Source organism: Singulisphaera sp. GP187, from assembly GCF_900129635.1.
GTDB lineage: Bacteria > Planctomycetota > Planctomycetia > Isosphaerales > Isosphaeraceae > Singulisphaera.
Window position 1 is genome coordinate 4,310,377 of sequence record NZ_FSRB01000001.1, and the last position, 23,803, is coordinate 4,334,179.

At 65.8% G+C, this 23,803-nt stretch carries 17 protein-coding genes; 6 read left to right on the forward strand and 11 right to left on the reverse strand.

What is annotated here, in order from left to right:
* Positions 1-288: 288 nt before the first annotated feature.
* A complete protein-coding gene (locus BUS42_RS16645) occupies positions 289-762 on the forward strand; it encodes a hypothetical protein (RefSeq protein ID WP_074308051.1) in 474 nt (157 codons plus the stop codon).
* A gap of 149 nt (positions 763-911) precedes the next feature.
* On the opposite strand, the gene BUS42_RS16650 is transcribed toward BUS42_RS16645, so the two are convergent.
* Positions 912-1,163: a hypothetical protein gene (locus BUS42_RS16650; RefSeq protein WP_074308053.1), complete on the reverse strand. Its 252-nt coding sequence runs from the start codon at positions 1,161-1,163 to the stop codon at positions 912-914.
* Positions 1,164-1,701: 538 nt separating this feature from the next.
* Here BUS42_RS16650 and BUS42_RS16655 point away from each other — a divergent pair.
* Positions 1,702-3,069, forward strand: coding sequence for a transposase (locus BUS42_RS16655; RefSeq protein WP_074304734.1), 1,368 nt, complete (start codon positions 1,702-1,704; stop codon positions 3,067-3,069).
* An 82-nt stretch (positions 3,070-3,151) separates the two neighbouring features.
* Here BUS42_RS16655 and BUS42_RS16660 read toward each other — a convergent pair whose 3' ends face one another.
* The 3 genes from BUS42_RS16660 to BUS42_RS16665 form a co-directional block, all read right to left on the reverse strand.
* Entirely contained in the window at positions 3,152-4,174 is a 1,023-nt protein-coding gene (locus tag BUS42_RS16660) for a sigma-70 family RNA polymerase sigma factor (protein ID WP_074308055.1), read from the reverse strand.
* A gap of 455 nt (positions 4,175-4,629) precedes the next feature.
* Positions 4,630-4,785, reverse strand: a complete 156-nt coding sequence (locus BUS42_RS43660) for a hypothetical protein (RefSeq protein WP_159452236.1) — start codon at positions 4,783-4,785, stop codon at positions 4,630-4,632.
* 245 nt (positions 4,786-5,030) lie between these two features.
* Positions 5,031-6,467, reverse strand: a complete 1,437-nt coding sequence (locus BUS42_RS16665) for a sigma-54-dependent transcriptional regulator (RefSeq protein ID WP_074308057.1) — start codon at positions 6,465-6,467, stop codon at positions 5,031-5,033.
* Between the two features lie 380 nt (positions 6,468-6,847).
* On the opposite strand from BUS42_RS16665, the gene BUS42_RS16670 reads away from it, so the two are divergent.
* Positions 6,848-9,592, forward strand: a complete 2,745-nt coding sequence (locus BUS42_RS16670) for a response regulator (RefSeq protein WP_074308059.1) — start codon at positions 6,848-6,850, stop codon at positions 9,590-9,592.
* Between the two features lie 74 nt (positions 9,593-9,666).
* Here the strand turns inward: BUS42_RS16670 and BUS42_RS16675 are convergent, their stop codons facing one another.
* A complete protein-coding gene (locus tag BUS42_RS16675; protein ID WP_074308061.1) occupies positions 9,667-10,077 on the reverse strand; it encodes an RrF2 family transcriptional regulator in 411 nt (136 codons plus the stop codon).
* Between the two features lie 579 nt (positions 10,078-10,656).
* Here BUS42_RS16675 and BUS42_RS16680 point away from each other — a divergent pair.
* Positions 10,657-12,003, forward strand: a complete 1,347-nt coding sequence (locus tag BUS42_RS16680; protein WP_074308063.1) for a tetratricopeptide repeat protein — start codon at positions 10,657-10,659, stop codon at positions 12,001-12,003.
* A gap of 36 nt (positions 12,004-12,039) precedes the next feature.
* Here BUS42_RS16680 and BUS42_RS16685 read toward each other — a convergent pair whose 3' ends face one another.
* From BUS42_RS16685 to BUS42_RS16710, 6 genes are all read right to left on the reverse strand, one after another.
* The gene (locus BUS42_RS16685) at positions 12,040-13,197 is read right to left on the reverse strand and encodes a cystathionine gamma-synthase (protein WP_074308065.1); all 1,158 of its coding nucleotides are present in this window, start codon (positions 13,195-13,197) and stop codon (positions 12,040-12,042) included.
* 85 nt (positions 13,198-13,282) lie between these two features.
* Entirely contained in the window at positions 13,283-14,683 is a 1,401-nt protein-coding gene (locus BUS42_RS16690) for a cystathionine beta-synthase (protein ID WP_074308067.1), read from the reverse strand.
* A gap of 247 nt (positions 14,684-14,930) precedes the next feature.
* Positions 14,931-15,410 (reverse strand): hypothetical protein, encoded by a 480-nt coding sequence (locus tag BUS42_RS16695; protein WP_074311142.1) that lies wholly within the window; start codon positions 15,408-15,410, stop codon positions 14,931-14,933.
* 135 nt (positions 15,411-15,545) lie between these two features.
* Positions 15,546-16,565 carry a DUF1559 domain-containing protein gene (locus BUS42_RS16700; protein WP_074308069.1) on the reverse strand — a complete coding sequence of 340 codons (1,020 nt, stop codon included), beginning with the start codon at positions 16,563-16,565 and terminating at the stop codon, positions 15,546-15,548.
* 467 nt (positions 16,566-17,032) lie between these two features.
* Positions 17,033-19,561 (reverse strand): protein kinase domain-containing protein, encoded by a 2,529-nt coding sequence (locus BUS42_RS16705; RefSeq protein WP_074308071.1) that lies wholly within the window; start codon positions 19,559-19,561, stop codon positions 17,033-17,035.
* A gap of 152 nt (positions 19,562-19,713) precedes the next feature.
* Entirely contained in the window at positions 19,714-20,454 is a 741-nt protein-coding gene (locus BUS42_RS16710; protein WP_216821037.1) for an RNA polymerase sigma factor, read from the reverse strand.
* Between the two features lie 1,038 nt (positions 20,455-21,492).
* Here BUS42_RS16710 and BUS42_RS16720 point away from each other — a divergent pair.
* Together BUS42_RS16720 and BUS42_RS16725 are read left to right on the forward strand one after the other, a co-directional pair.
* A complete protein-coding gene (locus BUS42_RS16720) occupies positions 21,493-22,425 on the forward strand; it encodes a ferredoxin--NADP reductase (RefSeq protein WP_074308073.1) in 933 nt (310 codons plus the stop codon).
* Positions 22,426-22,633: 208 nt separating this feature from the next.
* Positions 22,634-23,662: a transposase gene (locus tag BUS42_RS16725; RefSeq protein ID WP_074308075.1), complete on the forward strand. Its 1,029-nt coding sequence runs from the start codon at positions 22,634-22,636 to the stop codon at positions 23,660-23,662.
* The last annotated feature ends 141 nt before the right edge of the window (positions 23,663-23,803 follow it).

Here is a 23,803-nt window from a genome sequence, read left to right on the forward strand (position 1 = left end):
CGTCCACTCGAAAGGGGCGGAACGATCCCCGTTCCGCTTGAGCAGAGCCAGGGAGCGATCCATTCCCGATCACTTACTGACGCCGCGACACCGAACACGCCTAAAACATCGAGATTTTCCGCTCCGACAATCTTCACCAACATGACTAGGTAAGTCATAATGGTTTTCCCATATTTTTTAAATTCCGATTGAATCTCCCGATCCTTTTTCTCTATACTGCCGAGCAGAGGACGGCCCGGTGTCGGGCCACGGAGACTGCGATCCGAACCGGGAAGGATGCGAAAAACCATGATGACCGCCATGATGGAACGAATGGGAATGACGGCGCCGACGACGAGCATGCCGGGCATGGGTACCGGCATGATGAGCAGTCCCTCGGCGATGCCGGCCGGCATGAACATGATGATGGTGCCGCGCTGCACGATCAAAATGGAGAAGTGCGCCGGCGGCATGAAGATCACCTGCGGCTGCGACGACAAGATGGCCTGCTCCATGATGCAGAACCTCTGCACCATGCTCGCCGGCGGCATGGTTTCGTGCTGCATGATGATGAACGGGATGATGGTCTGCTCGTGCAACCTCATGATGGGCATGAGCAAGTGCGAAATGACCGAAGACGGCTGCTGCATCACCTGTACCAGTGGCGACAAGGACTGCTGCGCCATGATTCAGGCCTGCTGCGACTGCTGCGACACCATGATGAAGGCGGGCTGCACCTGCTGCATCATGATGAACGGCACGCCCGTCTGCTGCGGCTGCTGAGCGGAACCGCGAAAGTGAGCTGAAGCGCGTTGGGGTAAACTCAACGGCACTGCAGATCTTCTTCTCAGCCGATCGACCACACAACGCGAGCCGGCCACCCCTTTGTCATTTGGGGTGGCCGGCTCGCGTTGCTTCGTTCGTTTGTTTCGTTAGTTGGTGCCAGAGAGCAGGCTCTGGAGATGCCAAGGAGGTGCGACGCACGCCTTCGCCTGCTCGTAGGCGAGGCGGTAGAGTTCCTGCACACCCATGCTGAAGACGTCCGCCTCGCCGAATCGTCCCATCATCAAAGCAGGAGGACACGCCATGAAGCCCTGAACCGAAATCGCCGTCGCGGTCCCCGTCGCACGGGAACGAGGAATGGATCCAATCTCACCTTCACCAAAGTACCGCTGGGCAATCATGGGACAAAACTCCAGAAGGGCGAAGTCGGTCGCCGCTTGGCTTCATTCTCTACCAACATTATCGACTTGATCGCCATTAAGGCAAATCCCTTTTTTCATTTTCTGCAAAATTGGTTCGGCACCACGACTCAAAATCACCATAATCCGCCGGTTGGGAGCGGTTTTCGGGACAAAAAAAAGAAGCCGAGTCCTCCCTCGGAGCCAAGCCCTCAAGGGGATTCCCGACTTTTACGATCGATTTTAGAAATGGGCCTTGAGCTGGGAGGGCAGGAGTCAGGCAGACTTCGCGATCGGGGGCGAAACCGGGTGGGCCGTGCCCACCCATCTACAAGAGTCGGGCGGGTTCTCCGAGGGGGTGGCAGGCAACGTCAGTAACTCGGCGTCGTCAACAACGGATGTAACTCTCACCGGACCAGAGAATTACTGCCGCTCCGTGGCTGCGGTTCGTTCGAGAGAAGGGGGGGCAAAAAATCGCCGTTCTTCGTCATGATGGGTGCGGCTAGCAACCGGCACTCACCTGGATTGAGGAAGAACGGCGATGAAGGCAGCTCGGACGCTGCAAGGCTTGCAGCAACCGCAGTCGTTGATCGGCTATGTCCGACAGTTTCTCACCCCGACGGTCTGGAAGCAAGCCCGAGGGGTTGTTCCTCAAAGGCGGTCGGCGCCGCGGTGGGATCTCCAGCCACTGGTCGTGGTCATGCTCGCCATGACCTGGGCCACCGGCGACTCCGAGTCCGAGAGGTTTGAGAAGGCCCGGGGATACTACGTCGCCTGCCATGAGTCGCGAAGACGCCCGGGAAAGACCCTCGTCGGCTTCCAGAAAGCGATGCGACGCGTCCCCATGCGACAACTCAGGGCGTTGGCCGCGGGGGTTCGGCAACAGATCCACGCCCGACTGGGGTCGCGGCGGATTGTCGACGGCTTCGAGCCGATGGGCTGCGACGGCTCGCGGATCGAGTGCCCCCGCACCCCCGAGTTGGAACGGGGACTCGGGCAGGCCGGCAAGAACGACGCGGCCCCCAACGTCTGGCTGACGGCGTTCGTCCACTTGCCCACGGGACTGCTTTGGTCGTGGCGACTCGGCCCGGGCACCGCGGCCGAGCAAGAGCATTTGAGGCACTTGCTCGCCACCCTCTCGCCCGAGGCCCTGATCGTCTGCGACGCCGCTTATATGGGCTTCGATCTGGTCCGGGCGATCCTCGGTGTCAAGCGATCGTTCCTGTTCCGGATGTCGTCGCGGGTCGACCTCTACACCCTCGAAGTGGCGAACCTGGAGGATTGGACCGAAGGCCCTGTCTTGTACTGGCCGAACTATGTCCAGAAGAAAGGGGAAGCGCCGATCCAATGCCGCTTGATCCGGATCCCGGCCAAGGGCAAGGGTAAGGGGTCGGTCAAACGCGACGTCTGGCTCCTGACCGACGTCCTCGACCCAGCCCGGATGTCGGCGGCGACGGCCGCCAAATTCTACCGCTGGAGATGGCGTAATGAAGGACTATTTCGCACATACAAGCGTATAATCAATAAATTGAAACTCGCTAGCCGCACGGTGGCCTTGGTGCATCGCGAGGCCGAGTTGTCACTGCTGGCCACGCAGATCCTCCTGGCGCATGCCGACCTGGCGCTTCGGCCGGCGTCGGCGTCGGCGACCGATGGCCCAGTGATCAGCCCCCGCAAAGTTCTGATCGAGATCCGCAAGGAGATCGACGCGGCCGTGAAACCCAAGGCCAAGTGTTACCACAAGCGACTCGCGGGCTGCCGCGCCGGGTGCCGGAAGCAGAAGAGCCCGAAAGCCACACGCAAGTGGCCTCGTCGCAAACCGCATAAGCCGCCGAAACCGCCTGTGCTCCACACCCTGACTCAGGAACAGAAAGCCTTGCTAAACAAGCACATGAGTGCAGTAGGATGAGGCATCAGTAATCGACGTTGGGTGGCAGGCATTCCCGCCAGCAGTTTCATGGGCCGCTTTTCCGACGGCGGAATCCGATCGATCAGGCCAGCAACGAGTCGATCTCGTGGGGACGGGCGAGGGCGCGGAGCTTGGCCTGGGCCCGCGCCTCGATCTGGCGGACGCGTTCCCGCGTGATCCCCAGTTCCTGGCCCAATTGGGAAAGGGTCTGCGCGCCCGCGCCTCCGATGCCGTAGCGGCCGACGATGATCCGTCGCTCGCGGTCACCGAGCCGGGCGAGCAACCGCGTCACGGTCTCGAGCCTCCGCTGCTCGAGGTCCGCCTGTTCCACGGCTTCGGATCGGGGATCGGCGGTATCCGCGAGGACTTCGTCCTGGCCGAGGAGAAAATGAGAACGGCGGTGGTTCTTGTCGCGGTAGGCTCGCATCAGTTGATTGCGGATCGCCCAGGTCGCATAGGTACAGAACTTGTAGCCGCGGGAGTAGTCGAACGTCTCAACCGCCTGAAACAGCACGAGGTTACCGTCACTGAACCGCTCGTGCAGATCGTCTTGGGGACTCAAGTTCCGCTTGGCGATCGAAACCACGAGACGAAGGTTGGCGCGCACGATCTGGCCCCTGATGGCCAGCGCCTGCTCCAGGTCGCGCTCGAACGCATCAAGGTCTACGGCTCGAACGCGGCCGGGATCGATCGAGGCGCGGAGCCGGCTGGCGCGATACTTCAGGTAATTCATCTTGCGAAACAGGTGGGCCTCCTGCTCGCGCGTCAGGAGTGGGGCCTCGTTGCTGTAGAGGCTGGCCAGGTAAGGAGAGAGCCCCGCGGGAACTGGGACGCGACGCACAAGCTGAGCGACGGCCGGCGCGGGCATCGGAGCGAGGATCGCGGTCTGGGCAGACGGGTCGTCGAAGCTGGGGTGAACGACGCACGAGAGATCGGCGCCGAGGAGCCGGCGGACTCGGATCGTTTCGGCGGACAGGCCACCCTCGGTGGGGGACCGGTCGAGGGTCACGTCGCTCGTCTCGACCGAAAGGCTCGGCCCAGGGCCTCGGCCGGACGCCCGCCAGAAGGGCGACGGGCCACACGTCGTCACCGAGAGTGCGCTCATATTCGAATCTCCTGGGGAGTCAATTCCCGCCATGGAGGGCCGAGCGGGGCCAGCTTCAACCCCAACCCGTCAGACGGTCCCAACGGTGACATCCGCATGCTGCAACCCCGATATTCTGGGGCTGAAAAAATACGCGTTCACACATAAGGGGGGGGGGAGAGTTGCGGTCCGCCTTGAGCCGGGATCGGTATCCCTCGCTCATGCGGCCGAGGCGCGACCGGCGCCGTCCGCGGAAGGCGGAGCCGGGTCCCGGCCTCTCTCGTCAAATCCGAGGAAGCGGGCAAACCGCCGCTGCCGGTGGCGTGCATACCAAGTCTGGCGAGTCCGGTCGCGGGTTCGTCTCGTTCGCGTCGCGTCCACAGCATTCCTCCCTCGTCTGAAAAGCCCTCGGCATTCCCGATGTGGGCCTAAAACCAAAAAATGAACATACACAAAAGCCGATCCACGTCGAGCACTCACCGGCCCACAACTCCGAGGCGCACCCCGACCGCCTGGCCCGAGCCCTTCCGGCTCAGACGTCGTTTCTCCGCGTCATCGGTCTTCCCCTGCCCCTCGCGGCCGAGCACAACGATAAGGTTGTCTCGCATCGGGCGTGCCAAAGCATCGATCATCGTCGCATTTCCTGATCGCTCAGGGAGCTCCGCGACGCGTCCCGCTCGGGCAACAGGCGACCCAAACTTCAGCCCACAAAGGCTTTAAACCAAGCAAACGTTTCCCCTCGGGCGTCGGAATGTTCGACGATGAAATCCACGAAGCGGGAGAGTCACCGGGGGTGACCACGGCCGGGGCGTGGTGGGAATTTTGTGACTCGCCTGGTTAAAATGGTCCTACCTCGGCGATAGAAAGGGGCCCGCCCTCAAACCGACTCATCCTTGTCTTCCTCGACAGATTTGGTGATCGAGAGGCCGAGCTCACGGAGCTTCAACCGAAGGGTCCGCGGCGCGATCCCCAAGATCCGGACCGCTTGCACCTGGTTCCCTTCGGTCAGTCGGAGCACTTGGGCCAGGAGATGGCGGTCGACATGTTGATGCACCTCCTGGTAGAGGTCGCCGCCTCCGGCCTGGAGCCGCTGCTCGATCCAGGCTTCGAGCCGCGGTTCGACCTCGGCCGCCGCGACGGACTTGGGAGAGCCGAACTCGGGAAGAAATTCGGGGACCAGGACCGGGCCGGTCGACTGGAGCATGGCCTGCTTCAGGACGCTCTGCAACTCCCGAATGTTCCCCGGCCAGGAATATTGGCGAAGCTTCCTCATCGCCGCCGGGGAGATCTCCCTCAGTTCACGCCCCAGTTGCCGGTTGAACCGGCGCATGTAGTGCTGCACCAGGAGCGGCTGGTCATCGCCCCGTTCCCGGAGCGGCGGCAACTGGATCGTGAACCCACTGAGCCGATAGATCAGGTCGAGGCGGTACTTCCCTTCCGAAGCAAGCGACTCCAGGTCGTGGTTGGTCGCCGCGATCAGCCGGACGTCCGTGTGAACCGTCTCGTTGCCGCCGACGCGTTCGAAGGTCTGCTCCTGCAGGAGCCGGAGCATCTTGGCCTGGGTCGCCAGCGGCAGGTCGCCCACCTCATCCAGGAAGAGGGTGCCGCCGTTACACTGTTCGAACTTGCCGATCCGTTTGCGGTCGGCGCCGGTGAAGGCCCCCTTCTCGTGGCCGAACAACTCGCTCTCCTGGAGCAGTTCGGGGATGGCGGCGCAGTTGATGGCCAGGAACGGCGCCAGGGCCCGCACGCTGTGCTGATAGATCGCCCGCGCCACCAGTTCCTTGCCCGTGCCGCTCTCGCCGGTGATCAGTACGGTCACATCCTGGCCGGCGACCCGGCCGATCGCCTTGTAGACCTCGATCATCGCCGGGCAGTGACCGATGATCGAGTCGCCGCGATCCTCTTCGGGGGGCGTCTGCGCGACCTCGGCCGGCTCGCGGGCCAGTCGCGACAACTCCAGCGCCTGGCCGATCACCAGGCGGAGCCGCCTGAGGTCGACGGGCTTGGAGAGATAATCATAGGCCCCCTGTTTCATCGCCTCGATCGCGGAGTCGGCGCCCGTGGAGTCGGTGATGAAGATGACCGGGATCCGAGCATCGACCTGACGGAGCCGCCGGTAGACATCCAGGCCGGTCATGTCGGGCAACCGCAGATCGAGCAGGATCACGTCGGGCGTTCGCTCCGTAGCCTGACGGATCCCGTCCTGACCGGTCCGGGCCACACCGATCTCATGACCGGCCTCGCAGAAGAGATGGGCCAACTGCTCCTGAATCAGTTCCGGGTTGTCGTCGACGAGCAACACGCTGGCCATGGTGCACCTTGAGGGGAACGCCTCAACCTCGAGACGCCGGCTGAACCACCGCTTCGTCAGCCGAAGACGGCTCGCCAAATGAAACGGCCCCGCTCGATACCGTCCCTCACCGCACAATCACGCACAAACGCTCCTCCCCATCGAGTGGTAGCGTTCACCTGATCTTACCCGTCCTGAACCCAAACTGCATCACGAGACGGCCGGCCCGCGCTCAAGGTCGGCCCCACCACCCCCCGGCCATCGTGCATTTTGTCCCGGGCCCTCGGCCTGTGTCGCGGCCTCCGGTGGTCGAGTAAGATGAGGGAAACTCCGAATGCAGCAATCCCATCGCGATCGGCTCGGTCCTGAGCGAGGGCCGCATGACCCGCTGAGGTCGGCACATGTACGATACTCCCCGCGCCCGACGAGTTGCCTACGGCGTCGCACTGCTGAACATTGTGGTATCGATCCTGGTCCAATGGTGGTTCGCGCCGGTGCTGGGAGGCCGAGCCCTCTACATGACGTTCCTCCCCGCGATCCTGGTCGCCGCGTACCTCGGTGGCTTCTGGCCCGGGTTTCTGGCCACCGCGCTCAGCGCGCTGGCCGTGACTTATTATTTCACCGAACCGCTTTACTCGTTCCGGGTCGGAAGCGCCACCGACATGAGCGCTCTGCCGCTCTTTATTCTGATCGGCACGGTCATCAGCGTCCTGAGCGAAGCCCTGCACCGAGCCTGGCGACGGATCGTGGCCGACGAGCGCCGCCGGGCCGACGAGGTCCTCGAAAAGTTCTTCAACTTGTCCCTCGACCTGCTCTGCATCGCCAGCACCGACGGTTACTTCAAGCGGGTCAACCCCGCCTTCCAGCACGTCCTGGGGTGGACGACAGAGGACCTGGTGACCCGGCCGTTCATCCAGTTCGTCCACCCCGATGACGTTGATGCCACCCTCCGTGAAATGCAGACCCTGGCGACCGGGGTTCCGACCTTCTCCTTCGAGAACCGCTATCGCGACACCAGCGGCGCCTACAAGCACCTCGTCTGGTCCGCCTCCCCCGAGCCGCGGACCGCATTGATCTACGGTATCGCGCGAGACGTCACCCAGGCCAAGCACGTCGAGGAGGAACTGAGGAAGGCCAAAGAAGCGGCGGAATCGGCGAACCACGCCAAGGATCGGTTCCTGGCTAACGTCAGCCACGAAATCCGCACGCCCATGAATGCCATCCTCGGCATGACCGAGCTGACTCTCGACACGCCGCTGAGTGATGAACAGCGCAAATATCTCTTGATTGTCAAAACCTCGGCCGACGCCCTGCTGAACGTGATCAACGACCTGCTCGACTTCTCCAAGATCGAGGCGGGCAAGCTCGAACTCGACCTCGCCGACTTCTCCCTCCGACGGGTGCTCGGGGAGACCCTGCGGGCCTTGGCGTTCCGGGCTCACCGCAAAGGACTGGAGCTGGTCTGTCAGATCCAGGCCGACGTGCCCGACCCCTTGATCGGCGACGCGGGCCGGTTGCGGCAGGTCCTGCTCAACCTCATCGGCAACGCCATCAAGTTCACCGAGCAGGGCGAGGTTGTGGTCCGGGTCGAGGCCGGCCCGACGGACTCGGTTCCGCGGAGCCCTGAGTCGCCCCCCTCACGGGGGTTACGGTTCTCGGTCAGCGACACCGGCATCGGCATCCCGCTCGACAAACAACAGAAGATCTTCCAGGCCTTCGAGCAACAGGACTCGTCGACGACCCGCAAGTACGGGGGGACCGGCCTCGGCCTCTCGATCGCCTCGCAGTTGGTGGCGTTGATGGGCGGGCAGATCACCCTTGAGAGCGTCCCGGGCCGGGGCAGTACGTTCCGCTTCACCGTCCAGTTCGCCGAGCAGGCCCATCCGACCGACCCCCCGTTCGACCGGCCGCTCGTCGACCTCCACGGCTTGCGCGTTCTGATCGTCGATGACAATGCGACCAACCGCCAGATCCTCGAGGAATCGTTGCGTGGCTGGAAGACCGAGCCGATGTCGGTGGGGGATGGTCTCAAGGCCCTGGACGCGTTGTGGCGAGGGGTTGCCCTGGGGCGGCCCTTCTCGCTCGTCTTGCTCGACGCGAGGATGCCCGGCACCGACGGTCTGGCCCTCGCCGCGAGTATCCTCCAAAGCCCCGAGCTGGCCGCCAGCCGAATCATCTTGTTGACCTCGGAGGATCTTCATGGCGACATCGCCCGTTACCGCGCGTTAGGGATCGCGGCCTACACGATGAAGCCGGTCCAGCAGGAAGAGTTGCTGGAAATCATCCACCGAGTCCTCTCCCGTCCCACGCCCGCCGACCGGAGCACAACGGCGGCGCCTGCGACGCCCCCTGCTCCTCCCGCCTCACTCGAATCGAGGCGGCGGCTCCGGGTGCTGGTGGCCGAGGACAATCCCCTCAATCAGGAACTCGTCGAGCACCTGCTGCGCCGCCGCGGACATGACGTCGTGGTCGTCGGTGACGGCCACGAGGCCCTCACCGCCTTGGACCGGGATCAGTTCGACCTCTCGCTCCTCGACGTCCACATGCCGGAGTTCGATGGGTTTCAGGTCATTGAGGCTCTGCGACACCGCGAGCAGTCCACCGGCGAACACCTGCCCGTGATCGCGATGACCGCCCTGGCGATGAAGGGGGACCGCGAGCGTTGCCTGGAGGCGGGCATGGACGACTATCTCGCCAAGCCGATCCGCGCTCCGGACCTGTTCGCGGTGATCGACCGCGTGCTCGCCAACCGGCCCGAGGCGGCCCCGCTCCCGGAACCCGCGATGCTCCTCGACCCGGCTGCCTTGCGAGCGGCCTGCGACGATGATGCGGCCCTGCTGGGAAAGCTCTGCCTGGTCTTCCAGGCCAAAACCCCCGACTCCCTGGCGCGGGTCCGTGAGGCGATCCAGGAGGGGGATCCCGCGCGGTTGCGAGAAGCGGCCCACCATCTCCGAGGGCTGCTCTCGACCTTCTCGACGACGGCCGCCCAGGCCGCCTTGGAACTCGAGGCCATCGGAACGAGCGGACAACTCGACGCCGCCCCGTCGATCCTCACGGGCCTCACAGACATGGTCCGACGGCTCGGACCGTTGCTGCACGACCTCTCCATCGAGCAGTTACAGCGTCAAACGGAAGACATGACGTAGAAGGAGCCACTCCCCTACGCAGGCACGACCGACCAGCCGACGTCGCACCGCTCGACGCGTCGCCGCTCCTCAGATCAGATCACCCAATCATGAGGCGACGAAAGATCAGCAAGCTGCGCCATGGAGGTTTGCGCAAGCACGCGTCGCTCGGCGGAGCGAATCCGATCGAGGACGGCGGCCAGGACGCGCGAGGCCAGATTTTGCTCCTCGCGGGGCGACTGATCGGGGCCTTCGATCGCGTGAATCACCTCGAGCAGGGAGATCGTCTGAGCAGGCCGAGCCAGACGATACCCCCCCAGCGACCCTCGGGTGCTCCGAACCAGGTTGGCCGCCTTGAGCTGGAGTAAGATCTGCACCAGATATTTCTCCGGGATCCCGTTCCCCTCGGCAATCACACGGGCACGGACCGGCGACTCGTCCTGATCCTGCCGCGCCAGCGCGATGATCGCCAAACACGCATATTCAACCTTGGCCGAGAGCTTCATCGCGGTATCCCTCCCGACAAGGCGTACAGTGGGGCCTGAAACCAAAATCCACGAGTATGAACCCTCAAGCGTCCAGACCACCCTCTTCCCTGACAGGCCCCAACGGCTTCACTGCCCAAGCGGACCTCGGTCAAAGCCTAATCTTTGCAATCCCGACCGATCAAGTCAAGTTGAATCCCGCAATGTCGACCAAGTTAATGCGGTTCATGCTCAAGAGAAGGAGGGAACGGGACACTGCAGCCAAGGCGCCGGGTCGATGGATCCGGGCAGAAAATCCGGTAACGTGGCGACAGTCTCTACAAAACGTGTTGGTCTTAGATCGCAATGAATGATAGGCTCGAGGGCGATGAGAAATCGCCTCCGTCGGCTTCAGCCCGTTCGCATCACAACATCACGACACCATACGAGTGTCAGTGGAACCCACTAATGAGTCAGTTCCTCTTTGCAACACCCCCTCGAATCATCTCAATAATAATCGTCATTGTTGTTTTTCTCAATATTTTTTATTTTCTGATACTACCGCCTCTACTCGCTCGGCATGCGATTCGCAACCCACGTCTTCGGCGTTATCTCGAGTGGGTGGTTGCAACCCCTTCGATCCTGGGCGACGGCTTCCGGATCTCGGCCCGACACGAGCTCATGCGTCTGGCGCTCTCCGAGGGTCGTTACGAGCAGGTGGCCACCCAAGGGTTCGCCATCCTCCGGCATCGTCTTCCCGGGTCCGGCCTGGTGGCCGAGATTCGCGGCCGGCTCGCCGAGGCCCTCGAGGGACTGGGCCGGCTCGACGAAGCCAGGCAACAGCGACAGCTCGCCGAGTCGGTCCTCAAAGAAGCCCCGCAAGATCCGGCCTGGTTCATCCACCGAGGCCGACAACTTGATTCACGACGAGATTATGCCAGCGCCTCCCAGATCTACGAAACCGGCCTCAACACGCTGGCCCCGGGCCAGGACACGGCTCGGACTCTCCTGACCTTGCACCTTTCCTGCTCCCTGTTCATGGCTGGCCGCGTACTCGATTCGATTCAACGCGCCGAGGAAGCGGTCGAGCTCGTTCACCTCCCCGAACATAAGTTCATGGCCCATCGTCAAGCCGGCGCCTCGTACGGGGAGGCCGGCCGGCTCGACGAGGCCGAGGCTCATCGCCAGAGTGCCGTCGGTTGGGCCGAAACCCTGGGAGACGCGGGGCACCTTGCCAACGCACTCGCCGAACTCGCCGATCTCCAGCGCAAACGAGGCCGGCTGGTCGAGGCCTTGTCCGCCTGCGATCGGGCCACCGCGGAGACGCGGCCCGCCCGACAGATTGAAGTGGTCCGGTTTGAGACCCTCCGCTCCTGGGGCCGGTTCGACGAGGCGCTCACCACACTCGATCGCGTCGCCCAGCTCGACCCAATCCCAAGTCCGGGTGCCGAGCGATTGATGCAGGGCCTCTTCGCGTTCATTCGCGCCGCGGTCCTCATGGATCAAGGCCGGCTTGCCGACGTCCCGAAATGGCTCAACGATGCCCGAACCGGGGTTCGCAGCGACGCCAAGCTCAGCTTGTGGCGCGACGCCGCCGAGCTTCGGCTCGCCGCGATTCAGGGCCGCAAGGACCTGACGCTTGACGACCTGAGGCGATTTGAGTCTCGACTCGAGGTGTTCACTCAGACTCAGGACAAGAACACGGTTTCCACCGTGCTCGGCAATCTGGGCCGAGCCGCCTTGGCGCTCGGCGAGTACGGCCAGGCCCTCGATTATTGGCGGCAGTACCTCGAGACAAAACCCAATCCGGTCGATGTGCCCACCGCACACTATTACATTGGTGAATCCCATCGTGGCCTGGGTGACGAGTCCGCCGCCCGCGTCTCGTACCGTGAGGCGATGGCCACCAATCTCGAGACCCACTACGTCAGGCTCGCCCAATCACGCCTTCGAACGATCCTCGGTTGATCAGCGAACCCCCGCTTCACCGCCCCGGCGCCTTTCTTAAGAAGCGAAGGCCTGCCGCAGATCCTCTTGGAGGTCCGCGACGTCTTCGATGCCGACGCTCAGACGTACCAGGCCATCATCGACGCCGCGGGCCTTGCGAATCTCGGCCGGGATGCTGGCGTGGGTCATGGTGGCCGGGTGGCTGATCAAGGACTCGACTCCGCCCAGGCTCTCGGCCAGGCTGAAGAGCTTGGTCCGCGTGAGCAGGCGCCTGGCCGCCTCGCCCCCGCCGGCGAGGCTGATGCTGATCATGCCGCCGAAGTCGCGCATCTGCCGGCGGGCCAGGTCATGGTTCGGGTGCGAGGGCAGGCCCGGGTAGTAGACCCGGTCGACTCCCGGCTGCTCGGCCAGCCAGGGGGCGAGCTGCGCAGCGTTGGCGCAGTGCCTGTCCATTCGGACCGCGAGGGTCTTCGCCCCTCGGAGCACCAGCCAGGAGTCGAACGGGCCGGGGACACCGCCCGCCGCGTTCTGATAGAACTTGATCGGCTCGAGGAGGGCCCGCGAGCCAATCACGGCCCCACCGACCACGTCGGAGTGGCCGCCCAGATACTTGGTCGTGCTATGCACCACGAGATCCGCGCCCAGGCGGAGCGGCTGTTGCAAATAGGGAGAGGCAAACGTGTTATCCACCGCGAGCAAGGCCCCTGCCCCGTGCGCAATCGCGGCGATCGCCGCGATGTCGAGGACTTGAAGCAGCGGATTGGTCGGCGTCTCGATCCAGATCAGCTTGGTGGCGGGAGTGACGGCGCGAGCAAACCCCTCGGGGCTGATGTCGTCGGTGTAGCGAGGAATCAGCCCCCACTGCTTGAAGACCCGCTCGAGCAGCCGATAGGTCCCGCCGTAGAGGTCGGACGCGGCGACCACCTCGTCGCCAGGCCGCAAGGTCAGGAGCACCGCCGTACTGGCGGCCAACCCTGACGCGAACGCCAGCCCTTGCTCTCCCTCTTCGAGGGCGGCAAGGCAGCTCTCCAAGGCCGCGCGGGTCGGGTTCCCACTGCGCGAGTACTCGTAGCCCTTGTGCTCCCCGGGCGCCTCTTGAGTGAACGTCGAGGTGGCGTAGATCGGCACCACGGTCGCTCCCGTGGCCGGATCGGCGGCTTGGCCTTCGTGAATGGCGAGGGTGGAAAATCCGAGGGGGCGCAACTCGTCGGTCATGGGTCTTGTCTCGCTGGGAAAATTCCAAGGGCGCGCGTTCCCGACCGTGCCGCCCGCCGTTTGATTCGATGAAAAAGTGAACGGCTTACCGCCCCGGCGCCTTGTTCCAGTACTGGACCAGGTCGATCCGGGTGATGATATCGAGAACGATCCCGTCCGACACGGCCAGGACCCCGGTGTTACCGGCCAGCAAGAGCCGATAGGCCTCGTCGAGATGGACCGAAACGTCGAGCTGCGGCAAAGGGCGCGCCATGATCGCGCCCAGAGTCACCTGGCTCGGGTCGCCGCCGTCGTGCAAGGCACGAGCGAGCGTGATCTCTTGAATACTCCCGACCGGTTGGCCGTCGCGAAGCACCGGCAACTGCGAGATCCCGACCGACTGCAAGAGCTCGACCGCCAACGCGACCGTGTCTTCCGGCCGGACCGAGACCAAGGCCCGCAAGCCGCGGGTCCGGAGCAGGTCGGCCACCGTGTGCGGCGGCGGAACGTCCCACCCGAGCTGCTGCTCGGCCAGCCAGCGGTCGTCGAAGAATTTGCTCATATAGTTCCGCCCTGTGTCTGGGCAGAGCGCCACGATCAGGTCGTTGGGGCCGAGCCGCCGGGCGAACCGCAAGGCCGCGGCGACGGCCGTGCCGCTCGAGCCACCGGCGAGGATCCCCTCCCGCCGCGCCAGCGTCCGAGCAGTGTGAAATGACTCGGCATCACCAACGCGGACCCACTCGTCGACCATCTGGCCGTTGAGCGTCTTGGGCACGAAGTCTTCACCGATCCCCTCGACCTTCCAGGGGTGGGGCGAGTCGCCCGAGAGGACCGAGCCTTCGGGGTCGGCCCCGATGATCCGAATCTCGGGGTTTTGCTCCTTGAGGTATCGGCCAACGCCGGAGATCGTCCCGCCGGTGCCGACCCCCGCGACAAACGCGGTGATCCGCCCCTCGGTCTGTTCCCAGATCTCCGGGCCGGTGGTGCGGTAATGGATCTCGGGGTTCGCCAGGTTGCCGAACTGGTTCGGGCGCCAGGCGCCCGGGACTTCGCGGGCCAGGCGGTCGGCGACGCCGTTGTAGCTCTCGGGGGAGTCGGGCGGAACCCCGGTGGGGGTGATCACGATCTCCGCGCCATAGGCCTTGAGCAGGCGGACCTTTTCATCGCTCATCTTGTCGGGCAGCACGAAGATGCAGCGATACCCTTTGATGGCCGCGGCCATCGCCAGCCCGACCCCGGTGTTGCCGGCCGTCGCCTCGATGATCGTGCCACCCGGCCCGAGCCGCCCGGCGCGTTCGGCCTCGTCGATCATCGCAATCCCGACGCGGTCCTTGATGCTCCCGCCCGGGTTATTCCCCTCGACCTTGGCCCAGACCTGCGCCGGCAGCCCCTCGCCGAGGCGCAAGAGCCGGACCAATGGTGTCTTGCCGACATAATCGAGCAAGCTCCGCTGGCTCGCCCCCGCCTCGCGATCGGTTGCCATCCTGCCCCCCTGCTCTTTTTCCATCTCAGGCTCCCCCCACGTGGGAAAAAGCGACCGCGGCGCGGCGGCCCGAGATCTGGCAAAGGTGCGTCCGGCGTTCCCTCACCACTCTCACAATCGGTCCGCTGGCTTCACGGACTTCAAGAAGAATCTCCCCTATCTTGACCGATCCAATCAAGATCAATCAAGTCTCTCGTCGTCAAACGGCCAGCCCGGCCGGATCCCCTGGGCAAGGGGATCGGCTTCCTGGAATTCATTTTGAAGCGAGTCGTCAGTCGAGGAGTTCGATGTCGAGGGCGTTCTCACCGGGCACGACCTTGCGGGTCAGGGGGGTGGTCTCCGGATTGGAATACTTCTCGGGAACGAGGGATTTGAACCGGGCCGCCGGCTTTGCGGGAGCGGGGCCGACCTCGGGGGCCTTCGACGGATCCGGGGCGGCGGCGGGCTGGCCGCCGTCGATGGCCATGACGACCACCTTGTGCTCGCCGAGGATGGCCCCCGGGTCCGCCTTCGACTGCAACTCGTAGGTCCCGTCGGGGTTAATCGTGCCGGAGGCGGGTTGCATTGACCCGTCCGGCGGGGGCTGGACCGGGACGAACAGGACCGACCCCAAGGGCACGGGCTTCCCCTTGTACGTCACCTTCCCGTGCACCCGAGCGTGCTCGTAATGCGGCTCCCACCCGCAGCCCCCCACGGCCAGAGGGAGGCCGGCAACCGCAAAGACCCAAAACGCTCGTCGAGCGGTGTTCATCTCCATCGACTCCTCGCCGATCCGCGGCCAAGCGCGCTCCGCTTCGCCGTGGTCGTCATGGTGGGATTCTCGGCCGAACCGGTATGCACCGTGGCGCCCTTCGCGAGCAACGGGCCCGCGACGAGCCGATCAGATTCAGTAGGCGTCGGCCGAGACGACCTCGCTGTTGGCGATCGTGCCCACGGCCCACCAGGTGATGTAATTGACGGAGTTCTTGACGAACTTCACCGAGCCGTCGCAGAAGAGGGTATTGACGCCCCCGGAGTGCCGGCTGCTGGCCGTCAGAAGGGCGCCGTTCATGTCCTGATTGTTGGTGACGCAGCTCCAGGTGTTTGGTGTCATGATATTGGTATAGATACCGCCGTTGCGGCCGAGGCCGAGGTGCCAGAAGCTCCCCATCCCGCTGTCAGTGTTTGCCGGGTTGCCCGACAGGGCCAGGTTGGCGAGATTCGACGCGCTGGGGTAGAGCGTCATGCAGGAGAGGTAGTCGACCAACGGGCTGGCGTTGGGGTACCAGGTGCTCGTGTTCGAGACGCTGGAGGTCGGCTTCATCACGTCCAGCCCGGCGTCGACTCCCTTGACGCGTTCGCTGAAGCAGACCGTATTGCTCGTGCCGTCGAGGATGTCCCGGAGGGCGATCTTGCCGCCCTTCCCGCCCTGCTGCCCGAGGTCGATCCCGACGCCGCGGAAGTTGTCGCCGTACTTCATGGTGTACGCCTCCGACCCCGCGCACATCGAGTAATTCGTGTGGCCGGTCCCGTTGGTCATCCGATCGATGTCGGAGGGGCAGAGCAGGGAGGAAATCTGCGTCTTGAAGACCGTCGTGTTCTGGACCGTGGCCGGGCTGGCGAAGCCGGTCGTGAAGTTGGCGGCGTTGAAGAGGGCCGACTGCTCCATCATGGGGAGCATCATGGAGACCGCCGACCAGTCGTTCCAGCTGTAGCCCACGTGCGCCGGCGGTAGGCACACGTTGCTGCTCTCGTAGTTGGCCACGGCCAGGCCGAGCTGCTTGAGGTTGTTGACGCACTGCGCCCGGCGTGCCGCCTCCCGCGCTGACTGGACGGCGGGCAAGAGCAGGGCGATCAGCACGGCGATGATCGCGATGACCACGAGAAGCTCAATCAGCGTGAAGCCGGGATGCCTTCGAGTCCGCATAGGTTCCCCGATCATGATGAGAGATGGAGTGACAGGGCGAGAAGCCAACGACGACGTGAGTGCGCACCCCGGTCCGCAGCCTGGCCGGCGGATCGTGGAGCCCCGGCATCCGGTCGCCGGGGAGATGACGGTATCTCAGTGAGTTACTTCCGGGACGATGGATGGGATCGCCACTCCGGGCCCGTGGGTCCGGCGAGGTGCGTTGGCGAGGGCATGAGGGATCGCACTCATAATAAATCGGCCCCCCCTCTCCTTGGTGTGCCCCAGGACAACCCCTCTGTTTAGAGATTAAGCATCGGGTGGCGAAACGTTACCGAATCCGACGAAATTTTCCCGGAGTGGGCCCTCGGCCGGTGCGCCCTGGCCGGGGCCGAGGCCGTCGTGGACGAGGGCCTCGCAAGCGGACGGCCTCAGCGAGCCCGCCGGTCGCTGCGCCCGGGATTCGCCCGCGTTTGGGCGGGTTGGCGTCAGTCTTGCAGGGTAGCCGGCCGCCGGGGGTCGGGCCGCTCCGCCCCTAGGGCCCCGCCCCCTGCCCCCTCAGAGCGGCCCAGGTCCCTCAGCACGGCATCCAGGGTCCCTTGGACGTTGGCATCGTCGGGCCGAAGGCGGACCGCCTTGCGGAGCGTGGCAGCGGCGTCCTCGAGCCGGCCGCCGAGGTGCAGCGCCTTGCCGAGGGCGACCAGGGCGTGACCGCTCCGGGGGCGGATGGCCACCGCGGCCGAGGCGAACCGGACCGCCTCGTCGAATCGACCCGCCCGGACCAGCTCCTGCGCCAGATTGCTGCTGATCCAGAAGTCGTCGGGATGGGCCCGCTGCGCGGCCCGGTAGAGGGCGATGGCCGGCTCGCGGTCGCCCAGGTCGGCCAGGGCCCAGGCCAGCCGTTCGACGCTGGCGGCGGTCAGGGCATCGACGTCGGCAGAGGCGGCCAGCCCCTTGAGGGCGGCGCGGCCCCGCTCCCGGTCGGTCTTCCTCACCTCGATCGCGTCGCGGAGCCGGTCCCGCCAGGGGTCGGGATCGGCCGCCCGGGCGACGTCGGCCAGGTGTCGGGCCGCGGCGAGTCTCGGGGGGCTGGTGCGTCGCCGGCTGAACGCCCAATGATCCAGGGCGCCCGCCAACTCGATCGCGATCGGTCGCGCGGCGATCCGGGCGCCCGCAACGGCGGGGGAGAGCGTGTCGACGTCGATCCCGTAGTCGCGGAACGCCGCGGCGTACTGGGCGTCCTCCCGGGCCCGGTCCAGGTGGAACGTCATGTCGGCGTGGATCCTGGCGAGCCGATCGACCATGCGCCGATCTTTCTCGGCCGCCTCCGCCTCGACGTGCTCGCCGGCGATGGCCGCCAGGAGGTCCCGGACATGGCGCCGCAGGTCGGGCCCGCCCTCGCCCCGGGCCAGCAGCAACTCGGCCCGCCGGGCCGCCTCGGTCGCCTCGACCCACTTGGCCCGGTCGTAGGCCGGCGCCAACCGGGCCTGGTCGAGCCGCAGGCCCGCCTCGGCGAGGGCCTTGTCGACCGAGGCGGCCGTCCTCAGGGCGTTGGCCACGCGATCGCGGGCCAGCCAAGCCCAGCCGCCCCCCACGATCAGGGCGGTGGCGAGCACCGACGCGGCCAGGGCCGCCGTCAGGATGCGTCGCTTGCGCTCCTCCGCGGCGCGGTCGCGGGCCGCGCGGGCCAGCTCGTCGGCCAGGAGGCGGCGCCCCTGCTCCTCAGCGGCGCGGGCCTCGGCCTGCGCCTGGGCCAGCTCGGCCTCGCGGAGCCGCCGCTGGACGCCCGCCAGGTAGGCCGTCAGGCCGGCCAGGAGCATCCCGGCGTCCCGCGGCCGGTCCTTCGGCGCCGCGGCCAGGCACGACCGGGCCAGCGCGACCAGTTCGCCGTCGGCGTCGCAGGCGTCGAGCCGCGTCCGGGCGTCGGCCAGGTCGGCGCGGGACGCCTTGCCGTAGAGCGCGTCGTCGGTCCGGCCCGTGTAGGCCGGATGGCCGGTGAGGATCTCGCAGAGGATCGAGCCGAGGCCAAAGACGTCGGCCCGCTCGTCGAGCGTGTCGAGCGCCCCGCGGGCCTGCTCGGGGGCCATGTAGGCCGGCGTGCCCAGGACCGAGCCGTCACGCGACTCGCCGGCCTCCGAGCCGGTCCGCACCGTCAGGACGGCCTCCGGGTCGAGCCGGCTCCTCAGCGACCGGGCCTCGTCGGCCACGCCCCCCTGGTCGAGGACCTTGGCGAGGCCCCAGTCCATCACCTGCACCTCGCCGAAGCTGCCCACCATGACGTTCGACGGCTTGAGGTCGCGGTGGATCACGCCCCGGGTGTGCGCGTAGCCCATCGCCTGACAGACCTGCTCGAAGATCGACAGGAACCGCGGCCGGTCGTCGGCCGGCCCCTGGCGGGCCTCCAGGAGCGCGGCCAGGGTCCGGCCCCGGACCAGCTTCATGGCGATGTAGAGCCGACGGTCGGGGAGCCGGCCGAGCTCGTGGACCGGGACGATCCCCGGGTGCTGGAGCTGACCGCCGATCTGCGCCTCCTCGACGAAGCGGCGGACGACCTCGGGGTCGTCGAGGTGCTCCTCCTGGAGGACCTTGATGGCCAGGTCGCGGCCGAGGTCGACGTCGCGGCCCATCAGGACGACGCCCATGCCACCGCGGGCGATCTCGCCGAAGAGCTGGTAGCGGCCGGGGGCGTCCGCGAGGGCGGGCCTCTCCTCGGAACCAGGCCGGACCAGCCTCGAGGCATCGACCGGGCCGTCGCGGAGCAGGACGCGGGGGACCGGGCCGATGACCTGGTCCAGGTCGATCAGGATGCCCGAGGCCCGGGATCGGCCCGCCGTGCCCTCGAGCTCCGCGACGAGCACGCCGGCACGGCGGACCGACCGCCGCCCGGCCGCGACTCGCGGGCGGGCCGGGGGGACGGCGTCGAGGCTGAGCCGGAGCAGGCAGCCCGGGCAGAGGCCGGCGGGGCCGTCCGCCGGCTGCTTCGCGCCGCAACGACGACAGGTGTTCTCGGCTGGCATGGTCGGGCTCCCGATCGGGCGTCAACGCCCGTCCCTTCCCCCGGGAGGCCCCGGACGGGCGGGGTCGGGACGGGGCCGCCGCTTCGTCCTCCCTTCGAGATCTTAAGCAAATCGGGGCGAAACGTTACCGCGACCGCGCGCGATTCCGTGGCTCAGGCCCGGAGCGCGGCGAAGAGGTCCCGGATCTCGTCGTCGACCTCGTCCGGGTCGTCAACCGTGGCGGCGATCTCGCGCCGGAGCAGGAGACCGTAGCGGCGTCGGAGGCGGTGGGCGGCGACCCGGGCGGCCCCCTCGCTGATGCCGAGGCCGGCGGCGACCGTCGCATGCGCGACGCCTTGCGCGTCCTCGGTCAGGTTGCCGTACAACGCCTCGAAGGTCGCCGCCCGGCCGGCGTCGTCGTACTCCCGGCGGAGCTGGTCGAGGACCCGGCCCAGCAGGGTCAGCGCCCAGCTCCGGTCGAAGGCCCGCTCCGGGGTCAGCTCGAGCACGAGCTCCCGATCGTAGCGGCCCTCGGCGTCCGAGATGTCGATGGAGAAGGCCGCCCGGCCGCCTCCGCGCTTGAGGGCGCGCTCGTGGTCGCGTCGATTCGAGAGATAGTGGGCGTAGACGGCCAGCAGGAACGAGCGGAATCGCCCCCGGCCGGGATCGGCACGCGCGAGCAGGCCTTTCTCCAGCACGTGGGCGAAGAAGTCCTGGGTCAGGTCCTGCGCCTGCTCCGGGGCGTGACCGCGGTGACGGACGTACGCATAGAGGGGATACCAATAAGCGTCGCAGAGGGCGGCGAGTTGCTCCCGGGCCTGCGGCCCCTCCGGGTCGACGGCCGCGACCACGCGGCTCCAGTGGGTCGTCGGAAAGTTCCGCTGGGGTTGCCGGCCGGGAGGGATCGACGCCACGATTACCGCCTCTGGAGGCCGACCGGCGCGGGTCCCGGCCCGCTCCACCCGGCTCTTTGTCGAATGCCAATCCCCGGAAGCATCAGACTGAGGACGCGGCGGGCCCACCCAACGGGGGTAAGTCGGCTCGCCCTCTACGGGCTGGCCGGGGATGACACGGGATCACGGAGTGGGGTCCGTCAGCCCGGAGTCCACTTCCCCCTGTCCCCTCATCGAAGGGACAATACGGCGGCCCCGATGGCAAGCGAGGCAGAGAGCGGACATGCCCGCGATCATCGACTCATCCAAACAAATCCCCTTAATACGGGAGGTATCTCATCTAATATCATGGAAAAGGTCAGGCGGGGTCAAGCACCTCGGGGAACAATCCGGCCGGCACGTGACCACCGGTACGACCAGCCTTCAAGGAATCGCCTCAGGCAAGGCGTGGGCTCCGCCGCTCAACGAGCGGGAGTCGCCATTCTCCCCGTTGCCGTTGCCATTGACGACGGTCGTCGCGTGGTCCCCATGAGATTGGCCCGGGGCTCGCTCCGACCCGTCGGGAGTCGGCGTCGTCTTCCGGGGGTGACGCCACTCGCTGAGGCTCTGCATTCGGACGTAATGAAGATGGGAACGAAGGAAACGGTGGCCATGGCCAGGCTCCTAAAGAGAGGAAACGGTGGCCATGGCCAGGCTCCTAGAGAGGGCAAGACGGGAAACCAGGCGAATTTAACCGCAGGCGGTGGCCATGGCCAGGCTCCTAAAGAGGGCAAGACGGGAAACCAGGCGAATTTAACCGAGCCGACAACAGTTCGCCCATCTTCACTGAATCTCCCAAGCCTCCCAACTGAGGTGCCTGGCTACTCAATCCCCCCTTCTCGCCGATCAAAATCGATCCACTCGCGTTGAAGCACCGCGTCGTGATGGCGTCACTCACGCGCTCGCGATCCGAACAGCCCGGGATCTCCCCGGCGATCTAACGCTGGAGTATGATACGCGGCGTGCTTCGGATGGTGGCTTCATCATCTCCAAAGCGGTGGAGAAGAGAGAGAGGCGCGGATGACTCCGGAAGAAGTCACGCAACTGCGACACAACCGCTACAACGCGACAGTCGTGTCCCTGCGCAGGGTGCATTCGGACCTGATGGTGATGCGCGTGCGTCCCGATTTCCCGAGGCCCGTGCACAAGCCCGGCCAGTATTCCACGCTCGGCATGGGCTTCTGGGAGCCGCGCATTCCCGGCGTCCAGCCCGAGGAGCTTGCTCCGGGCGACGAACGCAAACTGGCGCGGCGGGCTTACTCCATCAGCTGCTCCGTGCTCGACGACCATCACGAACTGCTCGACATCGAACGCACCGACTGGCTCGAGTTCTATATCGTGCTGGTCCGCGAATCGGACAAGAAACAAGCGCCGGCCCTGACGCCACGCCTATTTCTCCTCCGTGAGGGGGATCGCCTTTGTCTCGGCGAAAAGATTACGGGCCACTTCACGCTCGATCCGGTGAGGCCGGGGGACGACGTGGTTTTTCTGGCCACGGGCACGGGCGAGGCGCCGCATAATTACCTTTTGTGGGAGCTGCTGCGCCGCGGCCACTCGGGCAGGATTCTGTCCGCTTGCTGCGTGTGTTATCGCCGCGACCTCGGTTACATGGAAATTCAAGAAGCGTTGATGCGCCGCTACTCCAGCTACACCTATCTGACACTCACCACGCGGGAAACAGCCACCGTTAAACGTAAGGTCTACATCCAGGACCTCATCACCAGTGGTCAATTGGAGGAACACCTTGGCCACCCGCTCGATCCCGCGCAAACGCACGTCTATCTCTGCGGCAACCCAAGGATGATCGGTGCGCCGGTCAAAGATCCCAACACGGGGCAGCGCGCTTACCCGCAGCCTACAGGCGTCATCGAGATTCTTGAGGGGCGCGGCTTCCAGCTTGACCAGCCGCAAGCCAAGAGAATAGGCAACGTCCACATGGAAGAGTACTGGTGAGGATCCCGCTCCCCTCCATGGGGAAAAAGGGGTCGAGAGGGGTCGGGAGTCGTTTCTGGCGCCGGAGTAGAGGACGGCCAGGCACCTAAAGAGGGTAAGGCGGGGGACCTGGAATATCTATCGGAACATCCGGTGTTGATCTTCGGCAACGCAGTGGACAGACGACGACTAGCCTCGTAGCTTCGCATGAAATGAGGAGGCCACAACCATGCCCACGCCGCGCTCGCAGCTCGTCGACGAAGCCGTCACCCCCTGGTATCACTGTATCTCGCGGTGCGTCCGACGGGCGAGCCTCTGCGGCGGTGACTATGCGCATCGCAAGGCCTGGATCGTCGAACGGCTGCGCGAGTTGGTCGAGATCTTTGCAATCCACTGTGGCGGCTTCGCTGTCATGGACAACCATCTCCACCTGCTCTTGCGGCTCGACTCGGCGCGGGTCCGAGCGTGGTCGGACCAGGAAGTCGCGCGGCGGTGGCTGGCCCTGTTCCCGCTCCGCGACGTCGCGGGACAGGCGTTACCGGTCGACGAGGAACGCGTCCGTCGGTTCGCCGCCGACCCCTCCTGCGTCGCCCAGGCCCGCGCCAGGCTGGGGGACCTGGGCTGGTTCATGAAGTGCCTGAAAGAGCCGCTGGCCCGACTGGCCAACCGCGAGGACGGCTGCACTGGCGCGTTCTGGGAGGGCCGGTTTCGGAGCATCGCCGTGCTCGACGACGAGGCGTTGTTGGCTGTCGCCGCCTACATCGATCTGAATCCCGTCGCCGCCGGTCTCGCCGAGACGCCCGAGCATTCCGAACACACCTCACTCCGCGAGCGACTCGACCACGCCCGAAGTCAGGACGCGTCGGCGACGCTCAGCGACGACCTGTCGACCCGGACCGACGACCCCGGCCAAGAGGAGGGACTTTGGCTGGCCCCGCTGAACGACCGGCGCGAATCTGAGCCCGGCCGCGTGGGCCTGGTGTCCGGCTTCACGCTTTCGTGCTACCTACGACTCGTCGACGCCGCCAGCCGCCTCTCACGCGACGGCAAGGCGAGCCTTCCGGCCGAGGCCACGTCGATCTTCGTCCGGATCGGTCTGGACAGTTCGTGCTGGCGCGAGGCCTTCGAAGAACTTCACCGACCCCGGCCCGCCTCCCGTCTGGGCCGCCTTCGTAGCCATTCCACACCATCGCGCCGATTCCTCTCGCCCCGCTCATCACCCCTGCCACGCCCGGCGGTCCTTGCCGCTGCGCGCTGATCCCCGGCGACCATCCCACCCCAACGACCTCCGCACGCCAGGCTACGTGGGCCGACCGCCTCTTGGGAACCACCGCCCTGCCCCCTGGATTTCGGCACCCCTGCTCCCACACCGCAGGCCCAACCCAGCCGGGCTCCGTCC

What these genes read in the sequence shown, in the direction of transcription:
- BUS42_RS16645 (WP_074308051.1), top strand. Translation starts at nt 289, where the DNA reads ATGATGACCGCCATGATGGAACGAATGGGAATGACGGCGCCGACGACG.
- BUS42_RS16650 (WP_074308053.1), bottom strand. Translation starts at nt 1,163, where the DNA reads ATGATTGCCCAGCGGTACTTTGGTGAAGGTGAGATTGGATCCATTCCT.
- BUS42_RS16655 (WP_074304734.1), top strand. Translation starts at nt 1,702, where the DNA reads ATGAAGGCAGCTCGGACGCTGCAAGGCTTGCAGCAACCGCAGTCGTTG.
- BUS42_RS16660 (WP_074308055.1), bottom strand. Translation starts at nt 4,174, where the DNA reads ATGAGCGCACTCTCGGTGACGACGTGTGGCCCGTCGCCCTTCTGGCGG.
- BUS42_RS43660 (WP_159452236.1), bottom strand. Translation starts at nt 4,785, where the DNA reads ATGATCGATGCTTTGGCACGCCCGATGCGAGACAACCTTATCGTTGTG.
- BUS42_RS16665 (WP_074308057.1), bottom strand. Translation starts at nt 6,467, where the DNA reads ATGGCCAGCGTGTTGCTCGTCGACGACAACCCGGAACTGATTCAGGAG.
- BUS42_RS16670 (WP_074308059.1), top strand. Translation starts at nt 6,848, where the DNA reads ATGTACGATACTCCCCGCGCCCGACGAGTTGCCTACGGCGTCGCACTG.
- BUS42_RS16675 (WP_074308061.1), bottom strand. Translation starts at nt 10,077, where the DNA reads ATGAAGCTCTCGGCCAAGGTTGAATATGCGTGTTTGGCGATCATCGCG.
- BUS42_RS16685 (WP_074308065.1), bottom strand. Translation starts at nt 13,197, where the DNA reads ATGACCGACGAGTTGCGCCCCCTCGGATTTTCCACCCTCGCCATTCAC.
- BUS42_RS16690 (WP_074308067.1), bottom strand. Translation starts at nt 14,683, where the DNA reads ATGGAAAAAGAGCAGGGGGGCAGGATGGCAACCGATCGCGAGGCGGGG.
- BUS42_RS16695 (WP_074311142.1), bottom strand. Translation starts at nt 15,410, where the DNA reads ATGAACACCGCTCGACGAGCGTTTTGGGTCTTTGCGGTTGCCGGCCTC.
- BUS42_RS16700 (WP_074308069.1), bottom strand. Translation starts at nt 16,565, where the DNA reads ATGCGGACTCGAAGGCATCCCGGCTTCACGCTGATTGAGCTTCTCGTG.
- BUS42_RS16705 (WP_074308071.1), bottom strand. Translation starts at nt 19,561, where the DNA reads ATGCCAGCCGAGAACACCTGTCGTCGTTGCGGCGCGAAGCAGCCGGCG.
- BUS42_RS16720 (WP_074308073.1), top strand. Translation starts at nt 21,493, where the DNA reads ATGACTCCGGAAGAAGTCACGCAACTGCGACACAACCGCTACAACGCG.
- BUS42_RS16725 (WP_074308075.1), top strand. Translation starts at nt 22,634, where the DNA reads ATGCCCACGCCGCGCTCGCAGCTCGTCGACGAAGCCGTCACCCCCTGG.